Source organism: Caballeronia sp. LZ033, assembly GCF_031451265.1.
GTDB lineage: Bacteria > Pseudomonadota > Gammaproteobacteria > Burkholderiales > Burkholderiaceae > Caballeronia.
Window position 1 is genome coordinate 293,068 of record NZ_JARUXQ010000002.1, and the last position, 24,754, is coordinate 317,821.

The window sequence follows — 24,754 nt, forward strand, 5'->3', positions numbered from 1 at the left end:
GCTCAGCGCTCGACCGAACGGTTCCAGCGCTCGGTCCATTCGGTGCGATGCTGGTTGATCGTGGTCCAGTCCATCGCGGTCAGCTTCGCGATCTGATCGGGACCGTAGGGCACGCGCGCGGCGACTTCAGGCGTGAGCTTCACCGTCTTGTTGACCGGACCCAGGCCGATGTTCTGCGCCTGGAGCATCTGGACTTCGGGCGTCAGCAGGTATTGCACGAACTGCTGCGACAGCTGCGGCTGGGCGTTCTCCGCAATGGCGCACGCGGCCACCTGCAAGGCCACCGCGCCTTCCTTCGGGTAGATGAACTTGAGCGGGAAGCCGGTGTTCTGCAACGCGACGGCGCGGCCGCTGCCATACGGCGCCAGGATCACGTCGCCGGACTGCATCTGGCCGTCCATCTCGCCGGGCGTCGGCGCCCACGAGAGGACATTCGGCGCGACCTGCTTCGTCATCTCGGTGAAGCCGGGATCGATGTTCTTCTCGCCGCCGCCCGACAGGCGCGCCAGCATCACGAGCGTATGCAGGCCGTAGGTGTTGGTGATCGGCGGGACGCCGAGCTTGCCCTTGATGCGCTTGTCGGTGAGCACCTTCCACGAATCCGGCGGCGGCAGGCCGGCCTTCTTGAAGGCTTCCTCGTTGTAGCCGATGCCCGTCGCCACCATGCCGACGCCCACCGCCGTCGGGCCGAGCTTCGCGAGCGGATACACGTCCTGCATGATCGGCGCGTCATCGAGCTTCGCGCACAGGTTCATCTGCATGGCCTGATACATGGGGCCGTCGTCCATCACGGCGACGTTGATCTGCTGATGACCCTTCTGCGCCTGGAGTTTGGCGAGCGTGTCGCTGGAATTGCCCGCGACGTAGACGATCTTGACGTTGTGCGCCTTCTCGAAGGGCGGAATGATTTTCTGCCGGTAGAGCTGCTCGTTCGAGCCGCCGACATTGGCGACATAGAGCGTGGTTTCGGCGTGGGCAAGGAGCGGCGCAGCCAGCGCGCCGGTGATCGAGACGCCCGCGAAAGCGGTGCGGGACAGGACGGACAGACGGCGATGCAGCGCGCTTCTCATGACGACGATCTCCAGATCCGGTATGTGGGGGAGCGGGCTGTTGCGCCCGTCGCTGAAAATCAGTGTCGCGCCGTCAAACCATATCGTCCAATACGAATAAAATAGCTATCCATGCAAGAATGATATGGACTCGGCTTAACGAGAACAGGGAAAACACGGGGAGAAACCCACGATGAACCTGAAGCACATCGAGGCATTCCGGGCGGTCATGGTGTCCGGTTCGATGACCGCGGCAGCCAAGGCGCTGTTCACGTCGCAACCGAATGTGAGCCGCCTGATCTCGCAACTGGAACGCGAAACCGGCCTGCAATTGTTCCAGCGCAGCGGCGTGCGGCTGATCCCGACCAGCGAGGACACCGCGTTCTTCCGTGAAGTGGAGCGGGCGTTCGTCGGCTTGCAGGGACTCGCCAACGCGGCCGCGCAAATCCGCAATCTCGGCAGCGGCCGTCTGCGCATCGCGGCGATGCCCTCGGCGGGCATCACGCTCGTGCCGCATGCGATCAAGCGCTTCGTCGAGCGCTTTCCGGAAGTGACCGTCTCGCTGCACGTGAACACGTCGGGCACGGTGAACCACTGGACGGCGTCGCAGTTCTGCGATCTCGGCGTGGCCGTGTATGTGAGCGAGGCGTCGGACTGTGAAGTGGAGCAGTTATCGAGCGTTTCGGCCGTGTGCGTGATGCCCGCGCAGCACAGGCTCGCGAGCAAGCGCGTGATCCGGCCGGAGGACCTGGAAGGCGAGTCCTTCATCTCGCTGTGTCACGGCGACGGCACGCGCGCGCTCATGGACGAAGTGTTCCAGCGCGCGGGCGTCAAGCGCGTGCTGGCCATCGAGGCGCAGTACACGGCCATGTGCTGCGAAATGGTGCGGCATGGGATGGGCGTGACGCTCGCGCATCCGATCGTCGCGCGGGACTACCGGGGGCCGGAGATCGCGATTCGTCCGTTCCTGCCGGACACGCGTTTTCCCACGTATTTGCTGTTTCCGCCGCATCGGCCGCGCGAACGGCTTGCGTCGGCGTTCGTGGACGTGCTGCGCGAACTGCACGAGGAACTGCTGGAGGATGTGGTGGAGCCGCCGCCACGGCGGGCGCGGCGCGCGGTGGCGGCCGGCCGCTGACGAGGCGCGCGCGGGCAGGGCGCCCGCGCGTCGGAAAGCTTAGCCGGGCTGGCGCTCGGTTTCGGCCACGCTGTGCGCGTTGTACGAGGCCGCGCCGGCATCGTCCGGAAGGGACGAGCCTTGAGCCGCCGAGAGGAAATGCTCGACCGAAGGACCGATCGCGTCCGTGAAGGTCTTCGGATGCACGCCGATGCCCAGCACCAGCACCGCCATCGCGCCGAACAGCACGAACTCGCGCTTGCCCAGGTCGCGCAGCGAGGCCACGCGCTCGTTGCGGACCGCGCCGAACATCACGCGCTTGACCATCCACAGCGTGTAGGCCGCGCTCAGAATCAAGGTGGTCGCGGCAATCGCCCCGATCCAGAAGTTCAGGCGGATCGCGCCCATCAGCACCAGAAACTCGCCGACGAAACCGGACGTGCCCGGCAGGCCGACATTGGCCATCGAGAACAGCACGGCGTAGGTCGCGAACTTCGGCATGGTGTTGACGACGCCGCCGTAAGCGTCAATGGAGCCGTTGCGGGTGCGGTCGACCAGCACGCCGGTACACAGCAGCATCGCGCCCGAGACCACGCCGTACGACAGCATCTGCACGACCGCGCCTTCGGTGCCGAGGCGGTCGAAGGTGAAGAGGCCGAGCGTCACGAGACCCATGTGCGCCACCGACGAATACGCGAGCAGCTTGCGCATGTCCGTCTGCGCGAGCGCCACGAGACTGCCGTAGATCACGGCGACCAGCGCCAGCGTGATCATCGCGGGGGCGAAGAAGTGCGACGCGTCGGGCACGATGGGCAGCACCAAGCGCATCAGGCCATAGCCGCCCACCTTGAGCATGCCGAGCAGCACGGCCGCGCCCGTGGGGCCTTCCGCGTTGACGTCGGGCAGCCAGGTATGCACCGGCCACATCGGCACCTTGACCGAGAAGGCCGCGACGAAGCACAGGAAGATCACGACCTGCGGCGTGAAGTCGAGCTTGAGCGCGCGCCAGGCCTCGATGTCGAAGCTGTGCGCCTGCGTCCACAGGTAGACGAGCGCGGCGAGCATCGCGAGCGAGCCGACCAGCGAGATCAGGAAGTAGCGCAGCGCTGCATAGACGCGCCGCTCGCCGCCGCCCCAGGTGCCGATCAGCAGATACAGCGGGATCAGCGAGGCTTCGAAGAAGACGAAGAACAGCATGCCGTCGAGCGAAGCGAACACGCCCTGCATGCAGCCGGACAGCACCAGGAACGCGCCGTAGTACTGCGCCACCTGCTTCGTCACCGATTGCCACGACGCGATGAAGATGATGAGCGTGGTGACGGCGGTGAGCACCGTGAACCAGAGCGAGATGCCGTCCACGCCGAGATGGTACGAGATGCCGAACTGCGGCAGCCAGTCGATCTGCTCGACGAACTGCATGGCGCTGGAGGAGGCATCGAAGTGGGCGAGCAGCGGGACCAGCGGCAGGATGCCGAGCACCGCGCCGAACAGGGCGACGGCTCGCGACAGCGTGGCCGACGCGCTGAAGGTCAGCACGAAGATGCCGGACACCACGGGGATCCAGATTAGAAAGCTGAGAACGGACGGCAGATGCATACGGTTGCTTTAGATCGGGTTGCTTTGGATCGGGCAAAAAAACGCGGCGGGCACGCGGTGAGGCGGGCTCGCGACGGACTGCGCGGCGGCTTGATGGACGACGGGCGGGAAAGTTGCGCGTAAGGAAAGGCCTCGCGCGCGTATGAAATGAAAATGAAAGCCTGTTGCCTAGGGTTAACGAGGATAACTCAAAAGAAATAATTTCGTGGAATTTGCCGCGTATCAAGTTCATTGCGCGGCATGGCGTTGACATCGGGTACGAGGTCGGCATGAGGCGGCGCAATCGTTTGCTGCACGGGGCGCATGGCGTCTCCGGGCTTGCCCTGATTTGCCTCTCCAAGTCTGGCCCTTAGCCTAGAGCCAAGGAGACACGCATGAAAAAAGCATTCAACATTGCTGTATTTGCGCTCGTTGCCTATCTGGTCGCCGATCGCACCGCGCTGCACGCGCAGGGCCGTGACGTCGATAGCGCATCTTGTGTCCGCCACGCCTCGCAGGTCGAATTCGACGCGCTCGGCAAGGGCTTGAGCCATGCGGCCGCCAGCAGCCAGGGGGAAGCGTTCAGGGCGCAATGCCTGGTGATGGGGTCGGCGGAGCGCGCTCGCTGACAAGCGGCTTTCGGTTTTTGCTTTCAATCCCTTTCTCTTTGCTGACGTGGCGCGGTGCGGCGCGTCTATTAGCCCGTTTCGCTGACAGGTGTATCCAGGACGGGGCTCTTTTTGCCGGCCGGCGAGCTTCATAAGCTATCGGTCTGAAGCCGTGCCGTAGCGCTCCTGCGTCCCGGCGGGCTCTGTCCACATCCTGCCGCGGCGGGATCCTACCCGGAACACCTCATGTCAACCTCCCAAACTCCTGTCTGGTTCATCACCGGCTGCTCGACCGGCTTTGGCCGCGCACTCGCCGGCCTGATCGCCGCGCGAGGCTGGCGCGTCGTGGCGACGGCGCGCGATGCGTCGAGCCTCGCCGAACTCGCGCGCGGCGCGGAAGACCGCGTGCTGGCCCTGGCGCTCGACGTCACCCGCTCAGCGGACATCGAAGCGGCCGTGGCGGCGGCCCGCGCGAAGTTCGGCCGCATCGACGTGCTCGTGAACAACGCCGGCTACGGCTATCAGGCCACGGCCGAGGAAGGCGTCGAAGCCGAGATCCGCGAGCAGTTCGATACCAATGTCTTCGGCCTGTTCGCGATGACGCGCGCCGTCCTGCCGGTCATGCGCGCGCAGCGCAGCGGCAACGTCATCAACATCAGTTCGGTGGCGGGGTTTATCGGCTTTCCGGGCTCTGGCTACTATGCGGCGTCCAAGCATGCGGTCGAGGGCTGGTCGGATTCGCTGCGCGCCGAAGTGGCGCCGCTCGGCATCGGCGTGACCTGCGTGGAGCCGGGCCCGTTCCGCACCGACTGGGCGGGCCGTTCGCTGCGTCAGACCGTGACGCGGATCGACGACTACGCGGACACCGCCGGCAAGCGCCAGGCAGGCACTCGCGCGACGAGCGGCACCCAGGCCGGCGATCCGGTGCGCGCCGGCGAGGCGATGATCTCGATCGCCAACAACGCCGAGGCGCCGCGCCACCTCGTGCTGGGCGCATGGGGCCATGACGCGGTGGTCGGGCGGCTGCATCAGGTCGTGCAGGACATCGAAGGCCTGCGCGAGCTGAGCCTATCGGCGGACTTCGATCCCGAGTAAGACGTCAACCTCTGCGCGCGTCGTTTAGTCATCGAACGAGCGCATGCGGCGTTCGAGTTCGGCGATATCGACGGCGTCGCGCAGATACGAATCGCGGCGCCCGTGCTCGGCGAGATCGAGCGCTTTTTCAAACAGCAGGTAGAGATAGAAGATCACGCGTTCCTCCGAACGATGATGTCGCTGCGCGCCTTGCCGGAGTGCCTAGTCAGGCAAGGCGCGCATCGTCAGACCGCTACGCCATACACCGACAGCACGAAGCGAAACGCGAAGAAGCACATCGACGAGCACAGCGGCAGCGCGACCAGCACAGAGCCATAGCGAAGCCTCGCGAGGAACACGAGCGAAGCCAGTTGCGTGCAGACGGCCGGCGCCGCGAACAGATGACGTTTGAGCAGGATCATGTTCGTTCCACCACCACTTCGAGATATTCACTGGGCAACACGAGCGTCCGGTCGCCGGAGCAGTTGCGGCTGTCGATCAGCGCCGTCAGGTCGCGCAGAAACGCGGCTTGCCGTTCCCCTTCCAGCGCGGCGAACGCCTTGTTCATCGGACCGTAGTACGTGCGGAACACATCGATGAAATGCGCCACCGAGCGATAGCGGAACACGAACTGCCGGCTCATCGCCGAGATGCGGGCCTCATGGCCGCCGAACAGTTCCGCAAGGCGTGCCTCGGTGCCCCATAGCGCGGGCGACTTCACGCCCGCAGGCGGCGCGATGTACTTCCCGATCGTCCTGAACACCTGTCCGATGAAACTGTCGGGCGTCCAGTTCGCCAGCCCGATCTTTCCACCCGACCTGCACACGCGCATCAGTTCGCTCGCAGCGCGTTCCTGGTCGGGCGTGAACATCACGCCGAAGGTGGACATCACGACATCGAACGAGGCGTCATCGAACGGCAGCGCTTCGGCATCGGCCTGCTCGAAATGCACGTCGAGTCCTTCGGCCTGCGCCCGCGCGCGGCCTGCATCGAGCAGGGACGCGACGTAGTCGGTGGACGTGACCTCGCACCAGCGTCGCGCGGCGGCGAGGGTCGCGTTGCCGTTGCCCGCCGCGACGTCCAGCACGCGGCTGCCCGCGCGCAAGTCGAGCGCCTCGCACAATGCTTCGCCGACGATCTGCAACGTCGTGCCGACGACGGCGTAGTTGCCCGTCGACCAGGCGGCTTGTTGACGGCTCTTGACCGCGGAGAGATCGGTGACGGACGAGATAGCGGAAGCGACTGCGGACATGTCGTGACTCCTGATGAATGAGTTGAGCGAAGGCCGCCCGACGACTCGAACCTGCGGGCGATGCGCATGCCCACGGTGCTTTGTCTTCGGCACTTCCTTCATCGTCGACGGACCGCGCCGCCTGCTTTCGCCGCAAGCGGCGACCGTTTGCGGGCATCCCCCGCAGTTGCGGGTTGGCGTTTCGGTCCGGTGCGCTTAACCTCTTGTCGAAGAGGCATCGCGTGAAGAGAAGTATTGGCGCGCGGGCGAATTTTATGAATGACCGTGCGTCCAGATGTCTTGCGCAGGACGCCGGATCCTGGACTGCTCATGGATGCGCTTTCCGATGTTCTCCGGCTGCTGCGTCTCAGCGGCGCGGTATACCTGAATGCCGAATTCACTGCGCCGTGGTGCGTGATCGGTCACGTGTCGCCGGCGCTGTGCGCGACCTTCCTGCCGCGTGCCGAGCGCGTCGTGTCGTATCACCTGATCGTGGAGGGAAGTTGCTGGGCCTCCCTGACCGATGACCCTGCCACGGCCATGCGTGTCGATGCGGGCGAACTGCTCGTGGTTCCGCAAGGCGAAGCGCATCTGATGGGCAGTTCGCTCGAACTCGCGCCGGTGTCGGCGGATGTGATGGTGGCGAGATATCTGGAAACCTCGCCCGGCGAAGTGATGCGTCTGAGCTATGGCCCGGACCAGCCGGATCGAGCGAATGTGACGCAGGCAGCAGAGGCCACGCGCATCATCTGCGGCTTTCTCGCATGCGACGACATGCTCGCCAATCCGGTGCTGTCGTCGTTGCCGCGTCTGTTCAAGGTCGACATGCGCAACGATCCGCACTCGGCGTGGCTCGAATCGTCGTTGAAGTTTGCCGCGGCGGAGGCGGCCGAATGGCGGCCCGGCAGTGCAACGGTGCTGGCGCGGCTGTCGGAACTGCTGTTCGTCGAGGCCGTGCGGCGCTGCATCACCGCGATGCCCGCCGACCGGCGCGGCTGGCTCGCGGGTGTCGGCGACCGCTTCGTCGGCAAGGCGCTGGCCGCGCTGCACGCACAGCCCGGCCATGACTGGACCGTCGATGAACTCGCGCGCCGCGTCGGCCTGTCCCGCTCCGCGTTTGCGCAACGCTTCACGCAACTGCTCGGGCAGGCGCCCATGCAGTATCTCGGCAGTTGGCGCTTGCAAGTCGCAGCACAAGACCTGCTGTCCGGACCGCACTCGATCGCGGCGGTGGCCGAGCGTGTCGGCTACGACTCGGAGGCGGCGTTCAACCGGGCGTTCAAGCGCCAGTTCGGCATGCCGCCCGCGAGTTGGCGGCGCAGCCAGGGCAAGGGCGTGATCGACGGAACGGCATCCGACGGCATCGCTGCATAAAGCTCATGCGTGGCTTCATGCGCGCTCGCGCCGTTGCTTCGACGTGCGTTGCAGCGACGGCGACCGTTCCATCAGACGAGCCTCTTCATCCTGCGTTGCAGCACGTTCAGTCGCAAAACGCCGCCGATACTCAGCCGGCGTCGTCAGCTTCGCGGCCTTGAACTGCCGGTTGAAGTTGGCCACGTTCGCGAATCCCGAACGGGTGGCGATCACGGAAATGGGCAGGGATGTGTCGCCGAGCATCCGGCATGCATGACCGATGCGCACCCGCGCGATATACCGCCCGACGCTCTCGCCGATGTGTTGCACGAAGTAGCGCGTGAGCGTGCGTTCGGAGAGGCTCGCCGCCGCGCACAGGTCGGCGAGCCGCAAGGGCTCGGCGAAGCGTGCGTCGATGAGAGACAGCACCCGGTTGATGCGCTCGGGCTCATGGCCGGACGGGCCGGTATCGGTCTGATTGAAGGCGCTTGGCGAGGCGAGCGGCCGGCCGGGAGCATCGGCGAGGGTGCACAGAATGTCGAGTGCGGCGCTCAGGCGTTCGCGCGCCACGTGCGACAACAACGGTTCCAGGCGGCCGCGCATCCATTCGCCCGCAGGCGGCTCGAAGGCCAGTCCGCAGGCGGCGCGGCGCAACAGCCTGCGCAGCGGCTCGTATTCGCGGCAGCAATCCGCCATGCGCCGCGCCCAGTCGCCGTCGAACCAGATGACGATGGCCACCTGCGGCGCGGAAGGCTCGACGGACTTGTTCGACGACCACGTATGCGGCAAGTCCGGCGGCACGAGCACGAGATCCTGCGCGGCGTAGTCATCGACGGCATCGCCGATATAACGCTTGCCGTGACTGTTCATGGTGAGCGTGAGCTCGTACTCGGGATGATGGTGCCATTCGAACGGTATGCGCGGCAGCCGCCGATGGTATACCCGCACCGAACAATCCTCGCCGAACTCCACGTGTTCGTAGGCTGGTTTCATGACCGGATACGCGAAGAGATTGCCTGAATAGTATCACCGAGGTTTTGGCGTGCGTCATATGCTTGCGCTCAGGCTATTCACACGGAGACGATCATGGCGCTGCATATCGACGACTTGCCGGGCGCGATCCGTCAGGCCAAAAAGGAGTTACGCGCGGCCTTGCCGAACTATCGCGAGGTGTTCGCGGAAGTCGAGGAAGCCATCAGCGAGGAAGCACGGAGGATCGCTGCACAGCGCGGTCGCGGCGAGAACGTCATCCCCGAAATCCAGTACGCCGACATCGCCGCGAAACGCGTCTCCGATGCGCACATCGCGCTCGTGAAAGCGCGCGGCGCGTGCGTGATCCGCGGCGTCTTTCCGCGGGCGCTGGTGCAGGGCTGGGACGACGACATCGCGGCGTACGTGGAGCGCAATCATCTCGACCAGCGTCTCGAACACCGCGCCGAAGACAAGTACTTCGGTCAACTGGCATCCAGCAAGCCGCAGATCTATGGCGTGTACTGGTCAAAGCCGCAAGTGCTGGCGCGCCAGTCGGAAGCGCTGACCGAAGCGCGCACCTTTCTCAACGGGTTATGGCGTCACGAGAGCGAAGGGCGCGTGCATTTCGATCCTTCGCGCGTGCCTGTCTACGCCGACCGCTTGCGGCGCAGGCCGCCGGGTTCGGCATCGCTTGGGCTCTCGGCGCATTGCGACGGCGGCTCCGTCGAACGCTGGATCGAAGGCAATTTCCGCAAGGTCTATCGGCACGTGTTCGCGGGCAACTGGCGCGCCTACGATGCCTTCGACGCCGCGCATCGCACCGACGTGGAGGAGATTGCTTCGCCGGCCGTGTGCTCGATGTTCCGCACCTTCCAGGGCTGGACCGCGCTGACGCCGCAAGGTCCGGGCGACGGCACGCTGCAACTCGTGCCCATCGCCAACGCCATGGCGTACATTCTGTTGCGCGCGCTTCAGGACGATGTCGCCGATGACGACCTGTGCGGCGCGATGCCCGGTCGCGCGCTCTCCATCCGGCCAGAGTTTCATGCGCCGCTGTTCGAGGCGCTGTCGTCGATCCCGAAGATGGAGGCCGGCGACACCGTGTTCTGGCACAGCGACGTGATTCACGCGGTCGAGGACGAGCACAAGGGCGCGGGCTACAGCAACGTGATGTACATCGCGTCGGCGCCCGCGTGCGCGAAGAACGACGCGTATCTCAGGCGTCAGCGGCCGAGCTTCCTGAAGGGCGAGAGCCCGCCCGACTTTCCCGCCGATCACTTCGAAACCGACTTCATCGGCCGTGCCACGGCAGACGATCTGACGCCGCTCGGCCGGTCGCAACTCGGATTCGACCTGTAGTCCGGCGGCTTGAGCGTTGCATGGCGTTGCATTGCGTTGCATCCATAAAAATACTTCGGAGACTGGAATGAAACGACACTTGACGTCGATGGCGGCGGCAGCCGCACTGCTCATCGCGGGCATGCAGGCGGGACACGCGGCGGAAGCGCTTTCGGTGCTGCACTGGTGGACGTCGGGCGGCGAATCGAAGGCGATCCGCGTGCTCAAGGACGACATGAGCAAGCAGGGCTACGAGTGGAAGGACTTCGCGGTGGCAGGCGGGTCCGGCACGGCCGCGATGACGGCGCTCAAGACGCAGGTGATCTCGGGCAACGCGCCATCGGCGGCGCAGATCAAGGGGCCGCTGATTCAGGACTGGGCCGACCAGGGCGTGCTCGTCACGATCGATCAGGCCGCCTCCGACTGGAAGAGTCATCTGCCCGCGCCCATCGATCAGGGGATGAAAGCGGACGGTCACTACGTGGCCGTGCCGTTCTCGGTGCATCGGATCAACTGGCTGTGGATCAACAAGGCCGACCTCGACAAGGTAGGCGGCCAGCCGCCAAACACGTGGCCGGAGTTCTTCGCGCTGGCCGACAAGTTTCGCGCAGCGGGCATCACGCCGGTCGCGCACGGCGGCCAGCCGTGGCAGGACATGACGATCTGGGAGACGGTCGTGCTGTCGCAGGGCGCGGACTTTTATCGCAAGGCGCTCATCGATCTGGATCAGAAGACGCTCACTTCGCCGCAGATGGTGCAGGTCTTCGAGACCGTGCAGAAGATCCGCGGCTACTTCGACAAGGCCTATCACGGCCGCGACTGGAACCTCGCGACAGCGATGGTGATCTCCGGCTCGGGCGGCATGCAGTTCATGGGCGACTGGGCGAAGGGCGAGTTCCTGAACGCGAACAAGAAGGCGGATGCCGATTTCGTGTGCGCGCCCGCGCCGGGCACGGCGCAGGCCTTCACGTACACGGCGGATGCCTTCGTGTTCTTCCAGCAGAACGGCAAGAAGGACGCTACGCCAGGGCAGCTGGCGATGGCCCGGACGATCATGTCGCCCGGGTTCCAGGAACAGTTCAGCCTGAACAAGGGATCGATTCCGGTCAGGCTGGATGTGCCGATGGACAAGTTCGACAGTTGCGCGAAGAAGTCCCGCGCCGACGAGCAGGCGACGCTCAAGTCGGGCAGCTTTTTCCCGTCGCTTGCGTTCGGCGAACTGCAATCGCCGGTGACGGCGGGCGCGATCACCGACGTCGTGACCACCTTCATGAACTCGAACGAGGATGCGAAGGAGGGCGTGCGGAAGCTGGCCGCTGCGGCGAAGGTGAAATAGCGCGCTGCACTTACTCGGTGGATTTCGGCGCTTGGCGCATGTCGCGGCTTGCGGTGGTCGATGCATCGTTGTCACGCTGGCGAGCGCTGCTGCTCATGCTCATGTCGCCCGGCACGCGATTCCATGGGCTCGACACGGGCTCGCTGTGATAGGTCATTCCGGCCGTCGCGGCGCCATGCGAGCCGCCGCTGCCGTTTCCGCCGTTGCCGTTGCCTCCCGCAAGTGCGACGGATGAAGCGAGCGCGATCAATGCGCCCGCACCGATGATAAGGACCCTGCTGGAAGCGCTTGAATGGTTCATGGCGATCTCCTGATGTTGTTCCTGCGACCGATCCCAAAGCAGTGAAAGAGCGCCTGGGTTCTTCACTTGAATACGAGCGAAGCGGTGTGCCGGATGCGGGAAGAACCTCGCCTACTCGGATGATCGGCTGAGGTTGCCCGGCGAACCGCCGGGTCCAGCCGGATCGGGATTGCCGAAACGGGGCAGGGCGCCGCTGTTCCTCGCGGCGCGCAGTTCGTCTTCCACTTGCTTGCGGGTTTTGGGACCTGTCGAGGTATCGGCTGTGGGTGCAGAACGCGCCGGTTCAGGCGGTGCCGGCGTTGCGGACACAGCTTGCTCGCTCTGCGCTGCGTCAGGCTTTGCTGTCTCGGCCGCTGGAGGCTCATTGACGGGCAGCGGATCAGCGGGAGGCCGGGAGACGGTCGGCTTGTGCGCTTGCGCTATTTCATTGCGCAGCTGCGCGGACCGTTTGGCGTGTGCTTTCGTGCTGGCTACGTGATCCGAACGTGCGCTCTTCGTCTCCGGAGCCGGTTTGGCTTCTGCAGGAGGCCGGTCTGCTTCGGGTGTGCTCTTGCTTTCGTCCCGCGCGTCAACGGCCGCGCCCGGCGCTGGCGCAATCGGAGCTGCGGGAACAGGCTGCTCCCGCACCGCCCCCGCCGACACCGCCCCGCGTTGCCGTGAAGAGTTCATCTGATCGTCCACGCGTGGCGCATCGTGTTTGAGCCACACGCCTGCGAGCGCAACGACCAGGGCCGTCACGCTCACACCGATAACAACAGGCCGATCGAATCGACGGATCATCAAAACGTGTGTTCCTCCCGATGAATGAATTCAAGTGAAGATTGAAAGACGATCAGTGCAGCAGAGATCACCGTGAGTGGAGCAATTGCAGCGCCACACCCGTGAGCAGGAATGAGACGCCCAGGACGAGCCGGATGCGGAAACGCCATGCACCCGCAGACAAATCGCGCATGAAGAACCTCCAAGGTTTGATGTCCGATCGCGAGAGGACTTGGAGCCGTCGCGACCGGACGTTCAGGCCATTGACTTCGTTTTAGGCGAAAGCGCTGCTCATGTGAAGCGTGCCGTTGACGCCGGCAGGAAAGAACCCTCCTTGCGTCACCGCGCCCTTGTTCAGATAGACGATGTTGAGCACGTCGTCATAACTTCTGCTGAAGGCGATGCCGTTGTTATCGAGCGGCACGATGTTGGAGATATCCGCGTTCACGCCGGCGATGCCCTGGTCCACGTCACTCGATGAATCAAGCGAGTCGCGTGCATCCGAAATGGCCTGCGTTGCACTCACGAGACTCGGCGTCTGGATGCCTTTCGAGTACAGCACGGTCCTCACGAGACTCGCGTGGTAAGCCTCCGCCGCCAGAATGCCGGCGGCCGCTTCGAGATAGGTCTTGTTGGTGATGAGCGGCGCAGCGCCTTTATAGGCCGTGACGCCGACGTCTTCGAAGATAAACGCGCCGAGCAGAAAGTTATTGTCGTTCAGATAGGGGTTGAACGGCGTGCCAGCGGGCGCAAGGCCCGCAGCCTGCGCCGCGAGCGAGAACGCGCCATTGGGATCCGTGCCGCCCACGTCGAGCGCGGGCATGGCCACCGCCGACGTGCCCAGCGCCGTGCGCAGGAAGGCCACGTGTTCGAGTTCATCCTTCGCGATCTCCCGTGCATAGGCGGCCACGACGGGATCGGAGAACGACACCTGCTGACCCGGAATCACCTTGCCGGGCGTGCCGGTTCCGCTCATGAGATTCGCAGGCAGGCCGGCCCCGGTCGTCGCATAGGCATAGAAGGTCGCTTCGAGATATTCGAGGTTCAGCGCGAAGTTGAGAATCTCAGCGTCGGTCGGGCCGCTTGCCGCGTTGGCGTTATCGCCCGAGCCGCCCCCGCATGCGCCGAGAATGGTGCCGCCCACGAGCCCCAAGCCGAGACCGCCCGCGCTGCGAAAGAACTGGCGCCGTTTCTCGCGCCGTTCGACGCGCCGCTCGAGTACGTCGGTGATCGAAGCATTGTCTGCCATGTCCATCTCCTTGGTTCTGATCGTTGGACGGCGTGTGTTCAGTCCGAATCGGGATGAACGCACGCCGCGGGAGAGCGGACCTGCAACATGAGCTTTCGCGCTCAGCTCGTACCGCTCATCGGGCGATACGAGAAGCGGTCTCCAACCAGATGCGCGCCGTAACAGATGCTTTCACTTCGTTCACCAATTCGCGTACCTTTACCGGAGCCGGGATGCGGTAGTCGGTATCGAACGCCGATTCCAAGGCGCGTTCGTTGGCGCTCGCTGGCTGACTCGCTATCGGCGTGAATCGTTCAACCAGCCCCGCAAGTCCTCGACAAAGAACGCAGGTGCTTCCATCGCGGCGAAGTGTCCGCCTTGCGGCGCTACGTTCCAGCGCCTGAGATCGTAGCCCTTGCGCACCCAGCTCTGCGGCGGCGCGGGCATGCGCGGATCCGGGTAGCAGGTCACCGCGGTCGGGACATCGACGGTATGCCCCGACGGCATTTGCCGGACGCCTTCCATCCAGCTGCCGAGATAGAAGTTCGTCGAGGACGCAAAGGCATCGTTCATCAGGTAGACGAGGATATTGGCGAGCAGCCGCTCCTTCGGGAAGATCTCTTCAAAGCTTCTTTCCCGCCGATCCGACCAGTCGTGGAACCGTTCGAGTATCCATGCCGCCTGCGCAGCCGGGTTGTCATGCATCGCATAGGCCAGCGACGCGGGCTTGCTCCCCTGAAGCTGCGCGTACGCGCCGAGTGTCTGTTGCGTGCGCTCGACCTTGGTTTTCCATTCGCGTTCTTCGTCGGTTTGCGGCTGGGCATCGGGATGGACGAGCACGTAGTTCAAGTGGATGCCCTTGACGGCCGCACGATGCTCGATCCCCAGCCACGCGGCGATTCCCGAACCCCAGTCGCCGCCTTGCGCCAGATATCGGTCGTAGCCGAGTTGCTGCATGAGTGTGTTCATGATGCCGGCGGTCGTCCGCGCGCCGATCGGCGAGGCCGGCTTCGCGCTGAATCCGAAACCCGGCAGCGATGGAATGACGAGATCGAATGCGTCGCTTGCGCTGCCGCCGAACCGTGACGGAAAAGCCAGCGGCTCGATGACATCGCGGAACTCGACGACCGAGCCGGGCCAGCCGTGAAGCAGCAGGAGCGGGTTGGTTCCGCGCGCCTCGCCGATCACATGGATGGCGTGGATATCCAGATCATCGACCCGCGCCATGATCTGCGGGAAGCGATTCAGTTCGCGTACGCAGGCGTCGAGGCTGAACTCGTCGGCCCAGAAGTCGAGAAAGGATCTCAGGTAGGCCGGATCACAGCCGTAAGACCAGCCATTCTCCTGTGGAAGAGCAGGAAGGGAAACGTCCCTGACTTTACGGCGAAGTTGATCAAAGCCTGCCGCGGTCCAGTCGACCTTGAAATCGTTCATCGGAGTCTCCTTGGGGAAGCACGGGAAGGTGCGCACTGAACTTACGCCGGGAACGCCATGATCGGCAACAGGTCATCGTGATCTCTCATGAATGGGAAGACATGGCTTGGATGTGCCCGTCCGCAATGGCTGTTCCCACGATGAGCGTCCTGAACGCTTCAGTGCTGGTTCTTTTCGGAGCGATGCGAGCGATGTCCGCGGCGGAATCGATCTCTGTCGACCTTTTGCCGAAAGGTCGCGGTAAAAAGGCGCATGAACTTTGATGAAAGCCTTGTCCGGCTTCATTGAAGCGTCGAGAAGATACGGCCATGCATGGCACAATCACAAGCACTGAAACGCGCCGGGATTCGATCGACCGTGGTCACCACCGAAGGCTTCGACATCTCCGAGACAGTCGTTCGCCCCCGTCCCTGCGCGGGATGGCGTATCGAATTTGCGCACGGCGATGGCTGTTTCGTCGTCGTCACGGCGAGTCAGGCCGAAGCGCTGCGGCTGGCCGTGCGAGTCCGGCCAGATGTCCCCGTGCGAATGCTGCTCGACGCCGCGCCGTCGCTCTGAGTCTCTTCCTTTAGCTGCCCGTCTCGCGCAGATGCCGCCCCAGCATCAGCGCGACCGGCACGATGACCAGCGCCGTCAGCGCGGTCGCGATCGTGGCGTCCTGCACGCCGATGCGGTCGCCAAGCAGCCCATAAGCCACCGGCGCGAGCGCGCCCGACGCGATCGTGCCGGTATAGAACAGCGCGAAGGCGCGCTCCGTGCGTTCCACCGGCGTGAGTTCCGGCACCGTTCCATACAGCACGGACGATGTGCCGTTGAGCATCAGCCCGAGCAGCGGCAACACGACGAGCGCGGGCGCGAGCGGCAGAAAGATCACGGCGAGAATCAGCGCCGCCGTGCCGCCTTCGGTGGCCAGCACGGTGCCGATCGGACCCATGCGCGCACCGAGCCAGCCGCACACGAACTTCCCCGCCGCTCCGCCGATGAACACCAGCGCGAGCGCCGTGCCCATCATCGCCGGGGAGATGCCCTTGGCTTTCAGCAGGAAGGGCAGGAAGGTCAGCAGGCCCATGCGCACGGCGGTATCGAGCACGCCGATGGTGAGCAGCAGCGAGAAGCCCGAACGCGCGCCCTGCACGGCCTGCGGCGCGGGCTCTTCGACAACGGCGGCGCTGCGCGGGATCGACGGGAGAAAAAGTGCAATGACTGCGGCGACCAGCATGCCGATGCACGACATCGCCCAGAGTGCGTGCCGCCACGGCATGACCGTGATGAGCAGCGAGATGGCCGCCGGCAGCGCGGACTTGCCGAGGTCGCCGGCGAAGTTGTAGACGCTCAGCGGGCCGCGCGCCTGGCGTCCATAGGCGCGCGAGACGGCGCCCGAGGCCAGCGGATGTTGCGTGCTCGAGCCGCTCCCCGAGACAGCCAGCGCCACGCACAAGCCCGGCAGCGTTCCCGACAGCCCCGCGACCGCATAACCCAGCGCGGCCAGCAGCGTGCCGCAGGCGAGCGTCGCGCGCGTGCCCCATGTACGCGCGAGACGTCCGGCGGGTAGCTGGAGCGTCGCCATGGTGCCGGCGTACACGCCCCGCAGGATGGCCAGCGCGCCATAGCCCAGGCCGAAGTCCGCCTGCCAGACCGGCAGCAGGGCGTAGATCATGTCGGTGTAGCCGTCGTGCAGCGCATGGGCCACGCAGGAAAGCCACAGGACGCGCTTGCGCGTTTCGACGCCCGGCTGGCCGCGTTCGTCAGCCGCGCGCGTGACCGGGGAAGAGAAAGAAAAGAGTCGCATGCTTCGATGAGCGTGATGGTTCCGAGCCTTCGAGTCTAGGTGGCCCAGAAACGCCCGGCAACTGACGTAAAATCGGGTGAGACGGGAAAAAAAGTCACCTCATGAGCACGCACGGACGCACCTCGAAAGACCCCGACAAGCTACCGCCGCTGAATGCCTTGCGGCACTTCGAGGCCGTTGCACGCCTGGGCAGCTTCGCCGCTGCGGCGGAAGAGCTGCACGTCACGCACTGGGCGGTCGGCAAGCAGATCCGCCTGCTGGAGGACTGGTTCGGCGTGCCGCTGTTCGAGCGCCGTTCGCGCGGCGTCGTGCCTACAGACGAAGGCGCGGCCTTGCTCAATGACGTCAACGGCGCGTTCGCGCGCCTGAGCAGTTCGGTCACGCGGCTGCGCCACGAATCGATCACTCGCCGGATCACGGGCGTCGTGCGCGTCAATGCGCTGGCGAGCTTCGCGCTGTGCTGGCTGATCCCGCGCCTCGCCGATTTCCTGGCGCGTTATCCGGATATCGACGTGCGGCTGTCCACTACGTCGCGCAGGCTGCGCTATGTCGGCGATGCCTTCGATATCGGCGTGCGCTCGGGTCCGGAGGAAGCCAGCGGCCTGCACTCCAGCACACTGATGCCCGATGTCCGCCTGCCCGCGTGCAGTCCGTCCACACTGCTGAGCCATCCGATTCATACCGTCGCCGATCTGCGCCACCACACGCTGCTGCATTCCACCAGCACGCGCACGGCGTGGTCCGACTGGCTGCGCGCGGCGGGTGCGCCGGGCCTGCAGGGCGCGCATCATCTCGACTTCGATCACGTTTTCCTGCAACTGGGCGCGGCGTCGGAAGGGCTCGGCGTGACGCTGGCGTCGCTGCCGCTGATCGAACGCGACATGGCCGCCGGACGTCTCGTCTGTCCGCTCGCGGGGCCGGTGTGGCGCGCGCCGGATTACACACTGGTCGTGAACGCCGAGCGTGCGGACGATGACGCCGTGATGGCGTTCGAGGGATGGATCCGGGAGCAGGCGTCACGTCACGCGGTGACGCCCTAACGCACTTTCTCCTCCAGAAAGCTCTGCGCAAGCTGCTTCCAGAGGTGATCCGCCGCAGGCGACAACCGACGCCCGACGCGCGTCATCATCTGGCTGGCGAAGCCCGTCGCGATCGGATGATCGATCGGCACCGCCACGAGTTCGCCCAGGTCGATGCCGCGCCGCGCCGTGATCGACGACATGAACGCCACGCCCAGTCCCGCCGCCGCGAGCGTCTGCGCCGTGTTGAACAAATCCACGCGATAGGCCGGGATCACCGTCAGGCGCACATCGTCGAGCAGGGACTGCACGAATTGCTGCACGCCGAACGCCTCGGTCATGAAAATGAGCCGTTCGCCCTCCAGTTCGGCGGGCGGCACCTTCGGCATCGAGGCGAAGCGGTGCGTCGGCGCCACCACCGCGCACAGCGGGCGCGCGGCGAACGGATGCATGCGCATGGCGGGATCATCGGCGGAACGGGCGGAGAGGCCGATGTCCACGGCATCGTCGCGCACCATCGAGAGCACGGCGGGCGTCGGCCCCGAGCGGATCTCCACCAGAATGTCCGGATATTTCATCGAGAAGCGTTGCAGCGCGCGCGCAATCAGATTGCCGATGAACCCTTCGCCGACGCCCAGCGCCACCCGGCCGCGCCGCAGGTGCCGGTATTCCTCCAGCCGCGCGGCGAGGTCGCGCTGACGCCGCTGGCCGTCGCGGTAATGCTCGATCAGCACCTGCCCGATTTCCGTCACCACGACATGCCGTCCGCGCCGCTCCACCAGCGGGAAGCGCAGCCGCCGCTCCAGCGCCGCAATCTGCCGGCTGATCACCGACGGATTCACGCCCAGCGTTTCCGCCGCCATCCGCACGCCGCCAGTCGCGGCGATTTCGGCGAGATAACGCAGTGCACGCTCGCCGATATCCTCGATCGAATCGCTCACTTCGTCCGTCCATTGTTGACTTGAAGGCAACATTTTGGACGCGTTGCAGTCATCGGTCGAGTTTTTCGTCGGTGCAATACTCGCCGTATGACTTCCGCGCAGCCATAACAGGAGGAGCCCCGCGCCATGAATCAAGCCCACGAACAGCATTTCTGCGAACTCGCCGATCTCGCCGACGCCCGCCCGCAACTCGACGAAATCCGTCATCACATCCACCAGCATCCCGAGCTGTCGTACGAAGAAGCGGCAACGTCCCAATTTGTGGCCGAGAAGCTCGAAGCCTGGGGCTATGCGGTGACCCGCAATGTGGGCGGACATGGGCTGGTGGCGTCGCTTTCGGCCGGCACGAGCAAGCGCACGGTCGGCGTGCGCGCCGACATGGACGCGCTGCCGATCAAGGAGCAGACCGGTCTGCCCTACGCGAGCGTCCACGACGGCAAGATGCACGCATGCGGCCACGACGGCCACACTACCGTCCTGCTGGGCGCGGCGCAGCATCTCGCGAAGACGCGCAATTTCGACGGCACCGTCCACCTGATCTTCCAGCCCGCCGAGGAAGCCGGTTCGGACAGCGGCGCGGAACGCATGATCGCCGATGGCCTGTTCGAGCGTTTCCCCTGTGAAGCCATTTTCGGTCTGCACAATCATCCGGGCGTCGCGACCGGCACCTTCGGCTTTCGCGCCGGCCCGCTGATGGCGGCCTGCGACACGGTCAAGCTGCGCATCGTCGGCCGGGGCGGCCATGCGGCGCGTCCGCATCTCGCGGTGGATCCGGTGGTGGTCGGCAGCAGCATCGTGATGGGCTTGCAGACCATCGTCGCGCGCAATGTCGATCCGAACGAGGCGGCGGTCGTCACGGTCGGCTCGTTCCGTTCGGGCTTCGCGGCCAACGTGATTCCCGAAGACGCCACGCTCGAAATGAGCGTGCGCTCGTTCTCGCCCACGGTGCGCGCGACGCTGGAGCAGCGCATTCGTGCATTGGTGGAAGCGCAGGCGCAGGCGTATGGCGCGACCGTCGAGATCGATTTCATCCGCGGCTATCCGGTGCTCGTCAACAGCGCGTCCGAGACGGAATTCGCGCGTCAGGTCGCGGAAGAGCTGGTCGGGCCGGAGAAGATCATCTCGCCGTTTCCGCCGATCGCAGGCAGCGAGGACTTCGCGTTCTACCTGCAGAAGGTGCCCGGCTGCTTCGTGCGGCTCGGCAACGGCGAAGGCCAGCCGATGCTGCACAACGCGCGCTACGACTTCAACGACGACAACCTCACGGTGGGCGCGGCCTTCTGGACGCGGCTCGTCGAACGTTTCCTCAGCCAGGACCGCGCATGAACGCCACGACGCAATCGCTTTCCAGCGCGGGCGCGCATGACGTGCAGATGTCGCCCGCGCAGCAGCGCAAGATCGTCTTCGCGGCGGTCATCGGCAATCTGCTCGAGTTCTTCGACTTCACGGTCTACAGCTATTTCGCGCTGACCATCGGCCGGCAGTTCTTTCCGTCGAACGATCCGGTGACGTCGTCGCTGCTCGCGTTCGCGGTGTTCGCGGTCGGCTTCGTGATGCGTCCGCTCGGCGGCTTCGTGCTCGGCCGTTATGCCGATCGCGCCGGCCGCAAGCCCGCGCTCACGCTGACCATCCTGCTGATGGCGCTCGGTTCGGTGGCCATCGGCCTCGCGCCGACGTACGCGCAGATCGGGCTGGCCGCGCCGTTGCTGATCGTGGTCGCGCGTCTCGTGCAGGGCTTCGCGCAGGGCGGTGAATTCGGCGCGGCCACGGCCACGCTGCTCGAAATGGGCGGCACGGCGAGCCGCGGCTTCCGCGCGAGCTGGCAGCTGGCGAGCCAGGGCGCGGCGGCGCTGCTCGGCTCGGGTCTCGCGGCGAGCCTCGGCTTCCTGCTCTCCGACGAAACCATGCACAGCTGGGGCTGGCGCATTCCGTTCCTGATGGGCACGCTGATCGCGCCGGTCGGCATCTATCTGCGCCGACACATCCAGGAAGAGCCGCCTGCCGCGAAGGCGGTCGCCACGCGTGAGGATCCGAAGCGCGGCCTCTACGTGCGCAACTGGTTCCTGACGATCTTCTCGATCATGGGCATGTCGGTGTCGACGTACGTGATGATGTACTACATGCCCACGTACTGCATCCAGTACCTCGGACTGCCGGCGAAGATGTCGATGCTCGCGGGTGTCGCGTCCAGCGTGATCTCGCTCGTGATGTGCCCGATCTACGGCGCGTGGTCGGACCGCATGGGCAAGCGCAAGCCGCTGACGCTGATCGGACGCGTTGCGCTGATCGTGCTGCTGTATCCGGCCTTCTGGGTGATGACGCATTTTCCGTCGCTGCCGGTCGTGCTCGCCGCGCTGATCGTGCTGATGCTGTGCTACACGATGGGCTCCGCGCCCGCCTATGCGCTGATGCCGGAGAACTTCCCGAAGCATCTGCGCGCGGGCTACATGTCGAGCGCGTATGCGATCGCCGTATCGGCGTTCGGCGGCACCGCGCAACTGGTCGCGGCGTGGCTGATCCGCGCGACGGGCAACAAGATGGCGCCCGCGTGGTACATGATCGGCTGCGTGCTGATCTCGCTGATCGCCGTCTCGATGTTCGAGGAGACGGGCGGCAAGGCGCTCGACTGAAGAGTCAGGTCGCCAGAAGGTACGGCACGAAGAGATCTTCGATCGTATGACGCCGGCGGGTGAGCCGCTGCTCGTGGTGATAACGCAGGATGGCATCGAGCGCCTTGCGGTTGCGCTCGATGCCGTAGGGCCACCAGTCGTCGCCGAGTTGCTTCAGGTTGCTTTGCATGAGATCGGTGAGCCAGGGCACCATCGTCGCCATGTTGTTGAAGGTCATGCCCTTCCTCAATGCTTCGCGGGCGGCGTCTTTTGCAAGGCAGAACCCGCGATAGATGGCCTTCACGATCTCCGGCTGTTCCTCCACCAGTGAACGGCGCAGCGCCACCGTATGCATGATCGGAAAGATGCCCGTGCGCGCGAAGTAGTCGTTTTCCATCTCCACGAAGTTTTCGAAGAGCCGGCCTACGTTGGGCGAACCTCGCAGCACGCATGCGGGGATGTCGGCGGAAATCAGCGCGTCGATCTCGCCCGCTTCGAGCAGTTGCCCCAGATCGACTTCCTTCGACGCCCATTCCACTTCGATACCCGCCGGATGAGGCCTTTCCACGAAATCGATGGGGTCCATCGGAAAGTCGATGCCGCCTATCAGCCAGCGGCACTGCGCCGGGTCGAAGGCATGTTCGTCGGACAGCATGCCCTTCGCCATGACGCCCGCGTCGTGTCCATAGAGCGCCAGTTCGCCGATCCGCTTGCCCGCCAGATCCGCCGGGCTCTCAATGCCGCTCGCCTTGTTCACGTAGATGGCCGAATGGCGAAAGCACCGGTTCAGGAACACCGGAAGCGCGAGCAGGTCCTCGCCTGAATCGATCGCGCGCAGAAGATAGGTCACGCCGAGCTCGGCGACGTCGAAGCGCCGCGCACGAAGCATGCCCTCGAAAATCCGCGTGACGATGCGCTCGGTGTGATAGCGCGCCTCCACCCCCTCGATGCCGACCGTGCCATCCCTCAATGCATGAACGCGGTCATAGTTCCAGAATGCGATGTCGAGCGGTATCTGATTCATGAAGCGTCTCCTTCGAGATGGGCTTGAGGAACAGAGTAGTAAATATATTTACCATGTGCAAGTGCTGGCGTATGTGAGATATTCTTCACAAGGAACGACGGAGCGCGACCGGGATGAAGATCAAGGGAACCGAACTGAAGGAGATGTTCGCGAACGTGTCGCTGGGCGCGCCCGAGCGTGCCATCGGCTTCGTGCTGTGGCGCATGTTTCATCGCTACCAGCGGGCCATCGACCGGGCCATGGCGCCGCTGGATCTGACGCATCTCCAGTTCACGGTGCTGACGCTGATCGCCTGGGCCACGCGGAACGGCGAAGAGGTGTCACAGGCCGAACTGAGCCGCACCAGCGACATCCACAAGATGCAGCTCTCGCAGATCCTCAAGACGCTGGAAGCGAAGGGCTGGGTGCAGCGGGCGTCGAGCAGCGTCGATGTGCGCATGAAGAACGTGCAGCTGACGCGTACAGGACTGACGCGGGTGCGGAAGGCGCTGCCGCTTGCCATCGACGTGCAGCGGCGGCTGTTCGGTGAAGAAGGGATGCCCGAGGGCGATCTGCTCAAGACGTTTTCGACGCTGCTTCATCGCATTGAGCAACAGACGGATGAAGCGGAGCCCGGCTAATGCCACCCGCCGCCCAGCGCCCGATACGTCGCCACCGCCGCGCGCAGTCGCGCGAGATGCAGCTGCACATGTTCATCCTCGGCGCTGTACAGCGTGCGCTGGGCATCGAGCACGGTGAGCGCCGTTTCGGCGCCCGCGCGATAGCGGCTCTGCGCCAGTTCCAGCGTATGCCGCGCCTCGCTTAGCTCATCGTCCTGCGCGCGTGTCTGTGCATAGGCGCCGCTGCTGGCGTTGAGCGCGCGCTCGACATCCGCGAACCCGCTCACGATGGCCTTGCGGTACGCCGCCAGCAATTCCTCCTGCTGCGCCTGCGCGAGATCGCGCCCGGCGGCGAGCGCGCCGGCATCGAAGATCGGCGCGGTCAGGCCCGCTGCCACGCTGTAGAGCGGATTGTCGAAGATGCGCTGCGCGCGGTCGCTGCCCGTGCCAAGGTAAGCGCTCAGCGTGATGCTCGGGAACATCGCGGCGCGCGCGGCGGCGACGTCGGCGTGCGCGGCGGCGAGTTGCGCTTCCGCATACGCGATATCCGGACGGCGCGTCAGCAAGGACGCGGGCACGCCCGCATCGACGCCCGGCGCGTTGACGGCATCCAGCGTGCGCGTCGTCACGGTGAACCCCGTCGCGGGCACGCCGAGCAGCGTGGCGAGCAGCGCTTCGCTGTCGTTGCCCTGCTGATGCAACGCGGCCGCCGCACGCTGCTGCGACGCCACCAGCGTGCGCTGCTGCGCGGCATCGAGCGCGGTCACATAACCCGCGCGATATTGCGACTCGACATTGCGCAGGATCGCGCGCGCCGTTTCCAGATTACGTTGCGCGATCTGCTCGCGCTCGCGCAGCGCGACGGTTTGCAGCCAGCTGTCGGCGACGTCGGCGGTGAGCGTCATCTGGACGGTCGCCTGGTCGAACGCGGAGGCGCGCACGCGCTCCACGGCGGCGTCGCGCGTGGCCTGGTTCTTTCCCCAGAAATCCAGCTCGTATGTCGCCGACACCCCCAGGTCGAACGCACTCCCGCTCGGCAGCTGGTTGTTCACCATGAAGCCGCCCTGGCGGCTGGCATCGGCGAAACCGCTCACCGCGGGCAGCAGCGCCGCGCCCGCGATGGTCGCGTTGGCGCGCGCCTGTTTCACCCGCGCGACGGCGGCGGCCAGATCGAAGTTTTGCGCCGTCGCCTGCGTGACGAGGCGGTCGAGTTCGTTGTTGTCGAAGCGTCGCCACCAGTCGGCGGTGACGGCGTCTTCCGGTCCGCCTGCGATGGCATAGCGGTACGTCGCGGGCGTCGCGACATCGGCGGGCGGGATGGGCGGCCGGCTCAGGCAGCCGGCCAGCAGCACGCAGGCAGTGACGGATGCGAAGGAGAGGAAGCGTCTCATGGCGTCC

The 24,754-nt window shown here is 65.3% G+C and carries 25 protein-coding genes; 11 read left to right on the forward strand and 14 right to left on the reverse strand.

Translation table 11 applies throughout. The features are described from left to right. Nucleotides 1–2 precede the first annotated feature (2 nt). Entirely contained in the window at nt 3–1,070 is a 1,068-nt protein-coding gene (locus QCE62_RS16945) for an ABC transporter substrate-binding protein (RefSeq protein ID WP_309920657.1), read from the reverse strand. Nucleotides 1,071–1,242: 172 nt separating this feature from the next. On the opposite strand from QCE62_RS16945, the gene QCE62_RS16950 reads away from it, so the two are divergent. Further along, nucleotides 1,243–2,187, forward strand: a complete 945-nt coding sequence (locus QCE62_RS16950; RefSeq protein WP_309920660.1) for a LysR substrate-binding domain-containing protein — start codon at nt 1,243–1,245, stop codon at nt 2,185–2,187. Nucleotides 2,188–2,226: 39 nt separating this feature from the next. Here the strand turns inward: QCE62_RS16950 and QCE62_RS16955 are convergent, their stop codons facing one another. Next, complete coding sequence (locus tag QCE62_RS16955; protein WP_309920662.1) at nt 2,227–3,762, reverse strand: NADH-quinone oxidoreductase subunit M; 1,536 nt, start codon at nt 3,760–3,762, stop codon at nt 2,227–2,229. Between the two features lie 374 nt (nt 3,763–4,136). Here QCE62_RS16955 and QCE62_RS16960 point away from each other — a divergent pair, with 374 nt between their 5' ends. Both QCE62_RS16960 and QCE62_RS16965 read left to right on the forward strand, forming a co-directional pair. After that, complete coding sequence (locus tag QCE62_RS16960) at nt 4,137–4,370, forward strand: adhesin (protein WP_309812610.1); 234 nt, start codon at nt 4,137–4,139, stop codon at nt 4,368–4,370. 225 nt (nt 4,371–4,595) lie between these two features. Then, on the forward strand, nt 4,596–5,444 hold the full coding sequence (locus QCE62_RS16965) for an oxidoreductase (RefSeq protein WP_309920665.1): 849 nt from the start codon (nt 4,596–4,598) through the stop codon (nt 5,442–5,444). 24 nt (nt 5,445–5,468) lie between these two features. On the opposite strand, the gene QCE62_RS16970 is transcribed toward QCE62_RS16965, so the two are convergent. The 3 genes from QCE62_RS16970 to QCE62_RS16980 form a co-directional block, all read right to left on the reverse strand. Then, nucleotides 5,469–5,600 (reverse strand): DUF3563 family protein, encoded by a 132-nt coding sequence (locus QCE62_RS16970; protein ID WP_309920669.1) that lies wholly within the window; start codon nt 5,598–5,600, stop codon nt 5,469–5,471. A 68-nt stretch (nt 5,601–5,668) separates the two neighbouring features. Continuing rightward, on the reverse strand, nt 5,669–5,845 hold the full coding sequence (locus QCE62_RS16975; RefSeq protein ID WP_309920671.1) for a hypothetical protein: 177 nt from the start codon (nt 5,843–5,845) through the stop codon (nt 5,669–5,671). Next, nucleotides 5,842–6,675 carry a class I SAM-dependent methyltransferase gene (locus QCE62_RS16980; protein WP_309920673.1) on the reverse strand — a complete coding sequence of 278 codons (834 nt, stop codon included), beginning with the start codon at nt 6,673–6,675 and terminating at the stop codon, nt 5,842–5,844. Before QCE62_RS16980 ends, QCE62_RS16975 begins: the two co-directional genes overlap by 4 nt. A gap of 309 nt (nt 6,676–6,984) precedes the next feature. Between QCE62_RS16980 and QCE62_RS16985 the strand changes: the two genes are divergently transcribed. Continuing rightward, a complete protein-coding gene (locus QCE62_RS16985; RefSeq protein WP_309920676.1) occupies nt 6,985–8,028 on the forward strand; it encodes an AraC family transcriptional regulator in 1,044 nt (347 codons plus the stop codon). Nucleotides 8,029–8,043: 15 nt separating this feature from the next. On the opposite strand, the gene QCE62_RS16990 is transcribed toward QCE62_RS16985, so the two are convergent. After that, complete coding sequence (locus tag QCE62_RS16990) at nt 8,044–9,000, reverse strand: helix-turn-helix domain-containing protein (protein ID WP_309920678.1); 957 nt, start codon at nt 8,998–9,000, stop codon at nt 8,044–8,046. Nucleotides 9,001–9,093: 93 nt separating this feature from the next. Between QCE62_RS16990 and QCE62_RS16995 the strand changes: the two genes are divergently transcribed. After that, a complete protein-coding gene (locus tag QCE62_RS16995; RefSeq protein WP_309920682.1) occupies nt 9,094–10,338 on the forward strand; it encodes a DUF1479 domain-containing protein in 1,245 nt (414 codons plus the stop codon). Between the two features lie 67 nt (nt 10,339–10,405). Beyond that, on the forward strand, nt 10,406–11,653 hold the full coding sequence (locus QCE62_RS17000; protein ID WP_404987398.1) for an ABC transporter substrate-binding protein: 1,248 nt from the start codon (nt 10,406–10,408) through the stop codon (nt 11,651–11,653). A gap of 10 nt (nt 11,654–11,663) precedes the next feature. On the opposite strand, the gene QCE62_RS17005 is transcribed toward QCE62_RS17000, so the two are convergent. The 4 genes from QCE62_RS17005 to QCE62_RS17020 form a co-directional block, all read right to left on the reverse strand. Next, the gene (locus QCE62_RS17005) at nt 11,664–12,020 is read right to left on the reverse strand and encodes a hypothetical protein (protein WP_309920685.1); all 357 of its coding nucleotides are present in this window, start codon (nt 12,018–12,020) and stop codon (nt 11,664–11,666) included. Between the two features lie 45 nt (nt 12,021–12,065). After that, entirely contained in the window at nt 12,066–12,734 is a 669-nt protein-coding gene (locus QCE62_RS17010) for a hypothetical protein (protein WP_309920688.1), read from the reverse strand. Nucleotides 12,735–12,987: 253 nt separating this feature from the next. After that, nucleotides 12,988–13,962 (reverse strand): ferritin-like domain-containing protein, encoded by a 975-nt coding sequence (locus QCE62_RS17015; RefSeq protein WP_309920690.1) that lies wholly within the window; start codon nt 13,960–13,962, stop codon nt 12,988–12,990. 276 nt (nt 13,963–14,238) lie between these two features. Further along, nucleotides 14,239–15,375, reverse strand: coding sequence for an epoxide hydrolase (locus QCE62_RS17020; RefSeq protein WP_309920693.1), 1,137 nt, complete (start codon nt 15,373–15,375; stop codon nt 14,239–14,241). A gap of 357 nt (nt 15,376–15,732) precedes the next feature. Between QCE62_RS17020 and QCE62_RS17025 the strand changes: the two genes are divergently transcribed. Then, complete coding sequence (locus QCE62_RS17025) at nt 15,733–15,933, forward strand: hypothetical protein (protein ID WP_309920696.1); 201 nt, start codon at nt 15,733–15,735, stop codon at nt 15,931–15,933. Nucleotides 15,934–15,943: 10 nt separating this feature from the next. Here QCE62_RS17025 and QCE62_RS17030 read toward each other — a convergent pair whose 3' ends face one another. Then, nucleotides 15,944–17,164, reverse strand: coding sequence for an MFS transporter (locus tag QCE62_RS17030; protein ID WP_309920698.1), 1,221 nt, complete (start codon nt 17,162–17,164; stop codon nt 15,944–15,946). Between the two features lie 101 nt (nt 17,165–17,265). Between QCE62_RS17030 and QCE62_RS17035 the strand changes: the two genes are divergently transcribed. Beyond that, complete coding sequence (locus tag QCE62_RS17035) at nt 17,266–18,204, forward strand: LysR substrate-binding domain-containing protein (RefSeq protein WP_309920701.1); 939 nt, start codon at nt 17,266–17,268, stop codon at nt 18,202–18,204. Here QCE62_RS17035 and QCE62_RS17040 read toward each other — a convergent pair. After that, nucleotides 18,201–19,124 (reverse strand): LysR family transcriptional regulator, encoded by a 924-nt coding sequence (locus tag QCE62_RS17040; protein WP_309920704.1) that lies wholly within the window; start codon nt 19,122–19,124, stop codon nt 18,201–18,203. The two genes, QCE62_RS17035 and QCE62_RS17040, sit on opposite strands and share 4 nt — an antisense overlap. Before the next feature lie 126 nt (nt 19,125–19,250). Between QCE62_RS17040 and QCE62_RS17045 the strand changes: the two genes are divergently transcribed. Both QCE62_RS17045 and QCE62_RS17050 read left to right on the forward strand, forming a co-directional pair. Further along, the gene (locus tag QCE62_RS17045) at nt 19,251–20,450 is read left to right on the forward strand and encodes a M20 aminoacylase family protein (RefSeq protein WP_309920707.1); all 1,200 of its coding nucleotides are present in this window, start codon (nt 19,251–19,253) and stop codon (nt 20,448–20,450) included. Next, the gene (locus tag QCE62_RS17050) at nt 20,447–21,754 is read left to right on the forward strand and encodes an MFS transporter (protein ID WP_409017865.1); all 1,308 of its coding nucleotides are present in this window, start codon (nt 20,447–20,449) and stop codon (nt 21,752–21,754) included. The genes QCE62_RS17045 and QCE62_RS17050 overlap by 4 nt, the downstream gene beginning before the upstream one ends. A gap of 4 nt (nt 21,755–21,758) precedes the next feature. On the opposite strand, the gene QCE62_RS17055 is transcribed toward QCE62_RS17050, so the two are convergent. Continuing rightward, nucleotides 21,759–22,757 carry an ABC transporter substrate-binding protein gene (locus tag QCE62_RS17055; protein WP_309920709.1) on the reverse strand — a complete coding sequence of 333 codons (999 nt, stop codon included), beginning with the start codon at nt 22,755–22,757 and terminating at the stop codon, nt 21,759–21,761. Nucleotides 22,758–22,870: 113 nt separating this feature from the next. Here QCE62_RS17055 and QCE62_RS17060 point away from each other — a divergent pair, with 113 nt between their 5' ends. After that, nucleotides 22,871–23,377 (forward strand): MarR family winged helix-turn-helix transcriptional regulator, encoded by a 507-nt coding sequence (locus QCE62_RS17060; RefSeq protein ID WP_309920710.1) that lies wholly within the window; start codon nt 22,871–22,873, stop codon nt 23,375–23,377. On the opposite strand, the gene QCE62_RS17065 is transcribed toward QCE62_RS17060, so the two are convergent. After that, entirely contained in the window at nt 23,374–24,747 is a 1,374-nt protein-coding gene (locus QCE62_RS17065; RefSeq protein ID WP_309920711.1) for an efflux transporter outer membrane subunit, read from the reverse strand. The two genes, QCE62_RS17060 and QCE62_RS17065, sit on opposite strands and share 4 nt — an antisense overlap. Between the last annotated feature and the right edge of the window lie 7 nt (nt 24,748–24,754).

Excerpts from the sequence above, each read along its gene's own strand:
- QCE62_RS17015 (WP_309920690.1), bottom strand. The coding sequence starts at position 13,962 with ATGGCAGACAATGCTTCGATCACCGACGTACTCGAGCGGCGCGTCGAA.
- QCE62_RS17010 (WP_309920688.1), bottom strand. The coding sequence starts at position 12,734 with ATGATCCGTCGATTCGATCGGCCTGTTGTTATCGGTGTGAGCGTGACG.
- QCE62_RS16955 (WP_309920662.1), bottom strand. The coding sequence starts at position 3,762 with ATGCATCTGCCGTCCGTTCTCAGCTTTCTAATCTGGATCCCCGTGGTG.
- QCE62_RS16975 (WP_309920671.1), bottom strand. The coding sequence starts at position 5,845 with ATGATCCTGCTCAAACGTCATCTGTTCGCGGCGCCGGCCGTCTGCACG.
- QCE62_RS17035 (WP_309920701.1), top strand. The coding sequence starts at position 17,266 with ATGAGCACGCACGGACGCACCTCGAAAGACCCCGACAAGCTACCGCCG.
- QCE62_RS16980 (WP_309920673.1), bottom strand. The coding sequence starts at position 6,675 with ATGTCCGCAGTCGCTTCCGCTATCTCGTCCGTCACCGATCTCTCCGCG.
- QCE62_RS16995 (WP_309920682.1), top strand. The coding sequence starts at position 9,094 with ATGGCGCTGCATATCGACGACTTGCCGGGCGCGATCCGTCAGGCCAAA.
- QCE62_RS16990 (WP_309920678.1), bottom strand. The coding sequence starts at position 9,000 with ATGAAACCAGCCTACGAACACGTGGAGTTCGGCGAGGATTGTTCGGTG.
- QCE62_RS17030 (WP_309920698.1), bottom strand. The coding sequence starts at position 17,164 with ATGCGACTCTTTTCTTTCTCTTCCCCGGTCACGCGCGCGGCTGACGAA.
- QCE62_RS17060 (WP_309920710.1), top strand. The coding sequence starts at position 22,871 with ATGAAGATCAAGGGAACCGAACTGAAGGAGATGTTCGCGAACGTGTCG.
- QCE62_RS16985 (WP_309920676.1), top strand. The coding sequence starts at position 6,985 with ATGGATGCGCTTTCCGATGTTCTCCGGCTGCTGCGTCTCAGCGGCGCG.
- QCE62_RS16965 (WP_309920665.1), top strand. The coding sequence starts at position 4,596 with ATGTCAACCTCCCAAACTCCTGTCTGGTTCATCACCGGCTGCTCGACC.
- QCE62_RS17020 (WP_309920693.1), bottom strand. The coding sequence starts at position 15,375 with ATGAACGATTTCAAGGTCGACTGGACCGCGGCAGGCTTTGATCAACTT.
- QCE62_RS16945 (WP_309920657.1), bottom strand. The coding sequence starts at position 1,070 with ATGAGAAGCGCGCTGCATCGCCGTCTGTCCGTCCTGTCCCGCACCGCT.
- QCE62_RS17050 (WP_409017865.1), top strand. The coding sequence starts at position 20,447 with ATGAACGCCACGACGCAATCGCTTTCCAGCGCGGGCGCGCATGACGTG.
- QCE62_RS17000 (WP_404987398.1), top strand. The coding sequence starts at position 10,406 with ATGAAACGACACTTGACGTCGATGGCGGCGGCAGCCGCACTGCTCATC.
- QCE62_RS17065 (WP_309920711.1), bottom strand. The coding sequence starts at position 24,747 with ATGAGACGCTTCCTCTCCTTCGCATCCGTCACTGCCTGCGTGCTGCTG.
- QCE62_RS17055 (WP_309920709.1), bottom strand. The coding sequence starts at position 22,757 with ATGAATCAGATACCGCTCGACATCGCATTCTGGAACTATGACCGCGTT.
- QCE62_RS17045 (WP_309920707.1), top strand. The coding sequence starts at position 19,251 with ATGAATCAAGCCCACGAACAGCATTTCTGCGAACTCGCCGATCTCGCC.
- QCE62_RS16960 (WP_309812610.1), top strand. The coding sequence starts at position 4,137 with ATGAAAAAAGCATTCAACATTGCTGTATTTGCGCTCGTTGCCTATCTG.
- QCE62_RS16950 (WP_309920660.1), top strand. The coding sequence starts at position 1,243 with ATGAACCTGAAGCACATCGAGGCATTCCGGGCGGTCATGGTGTCCGGT.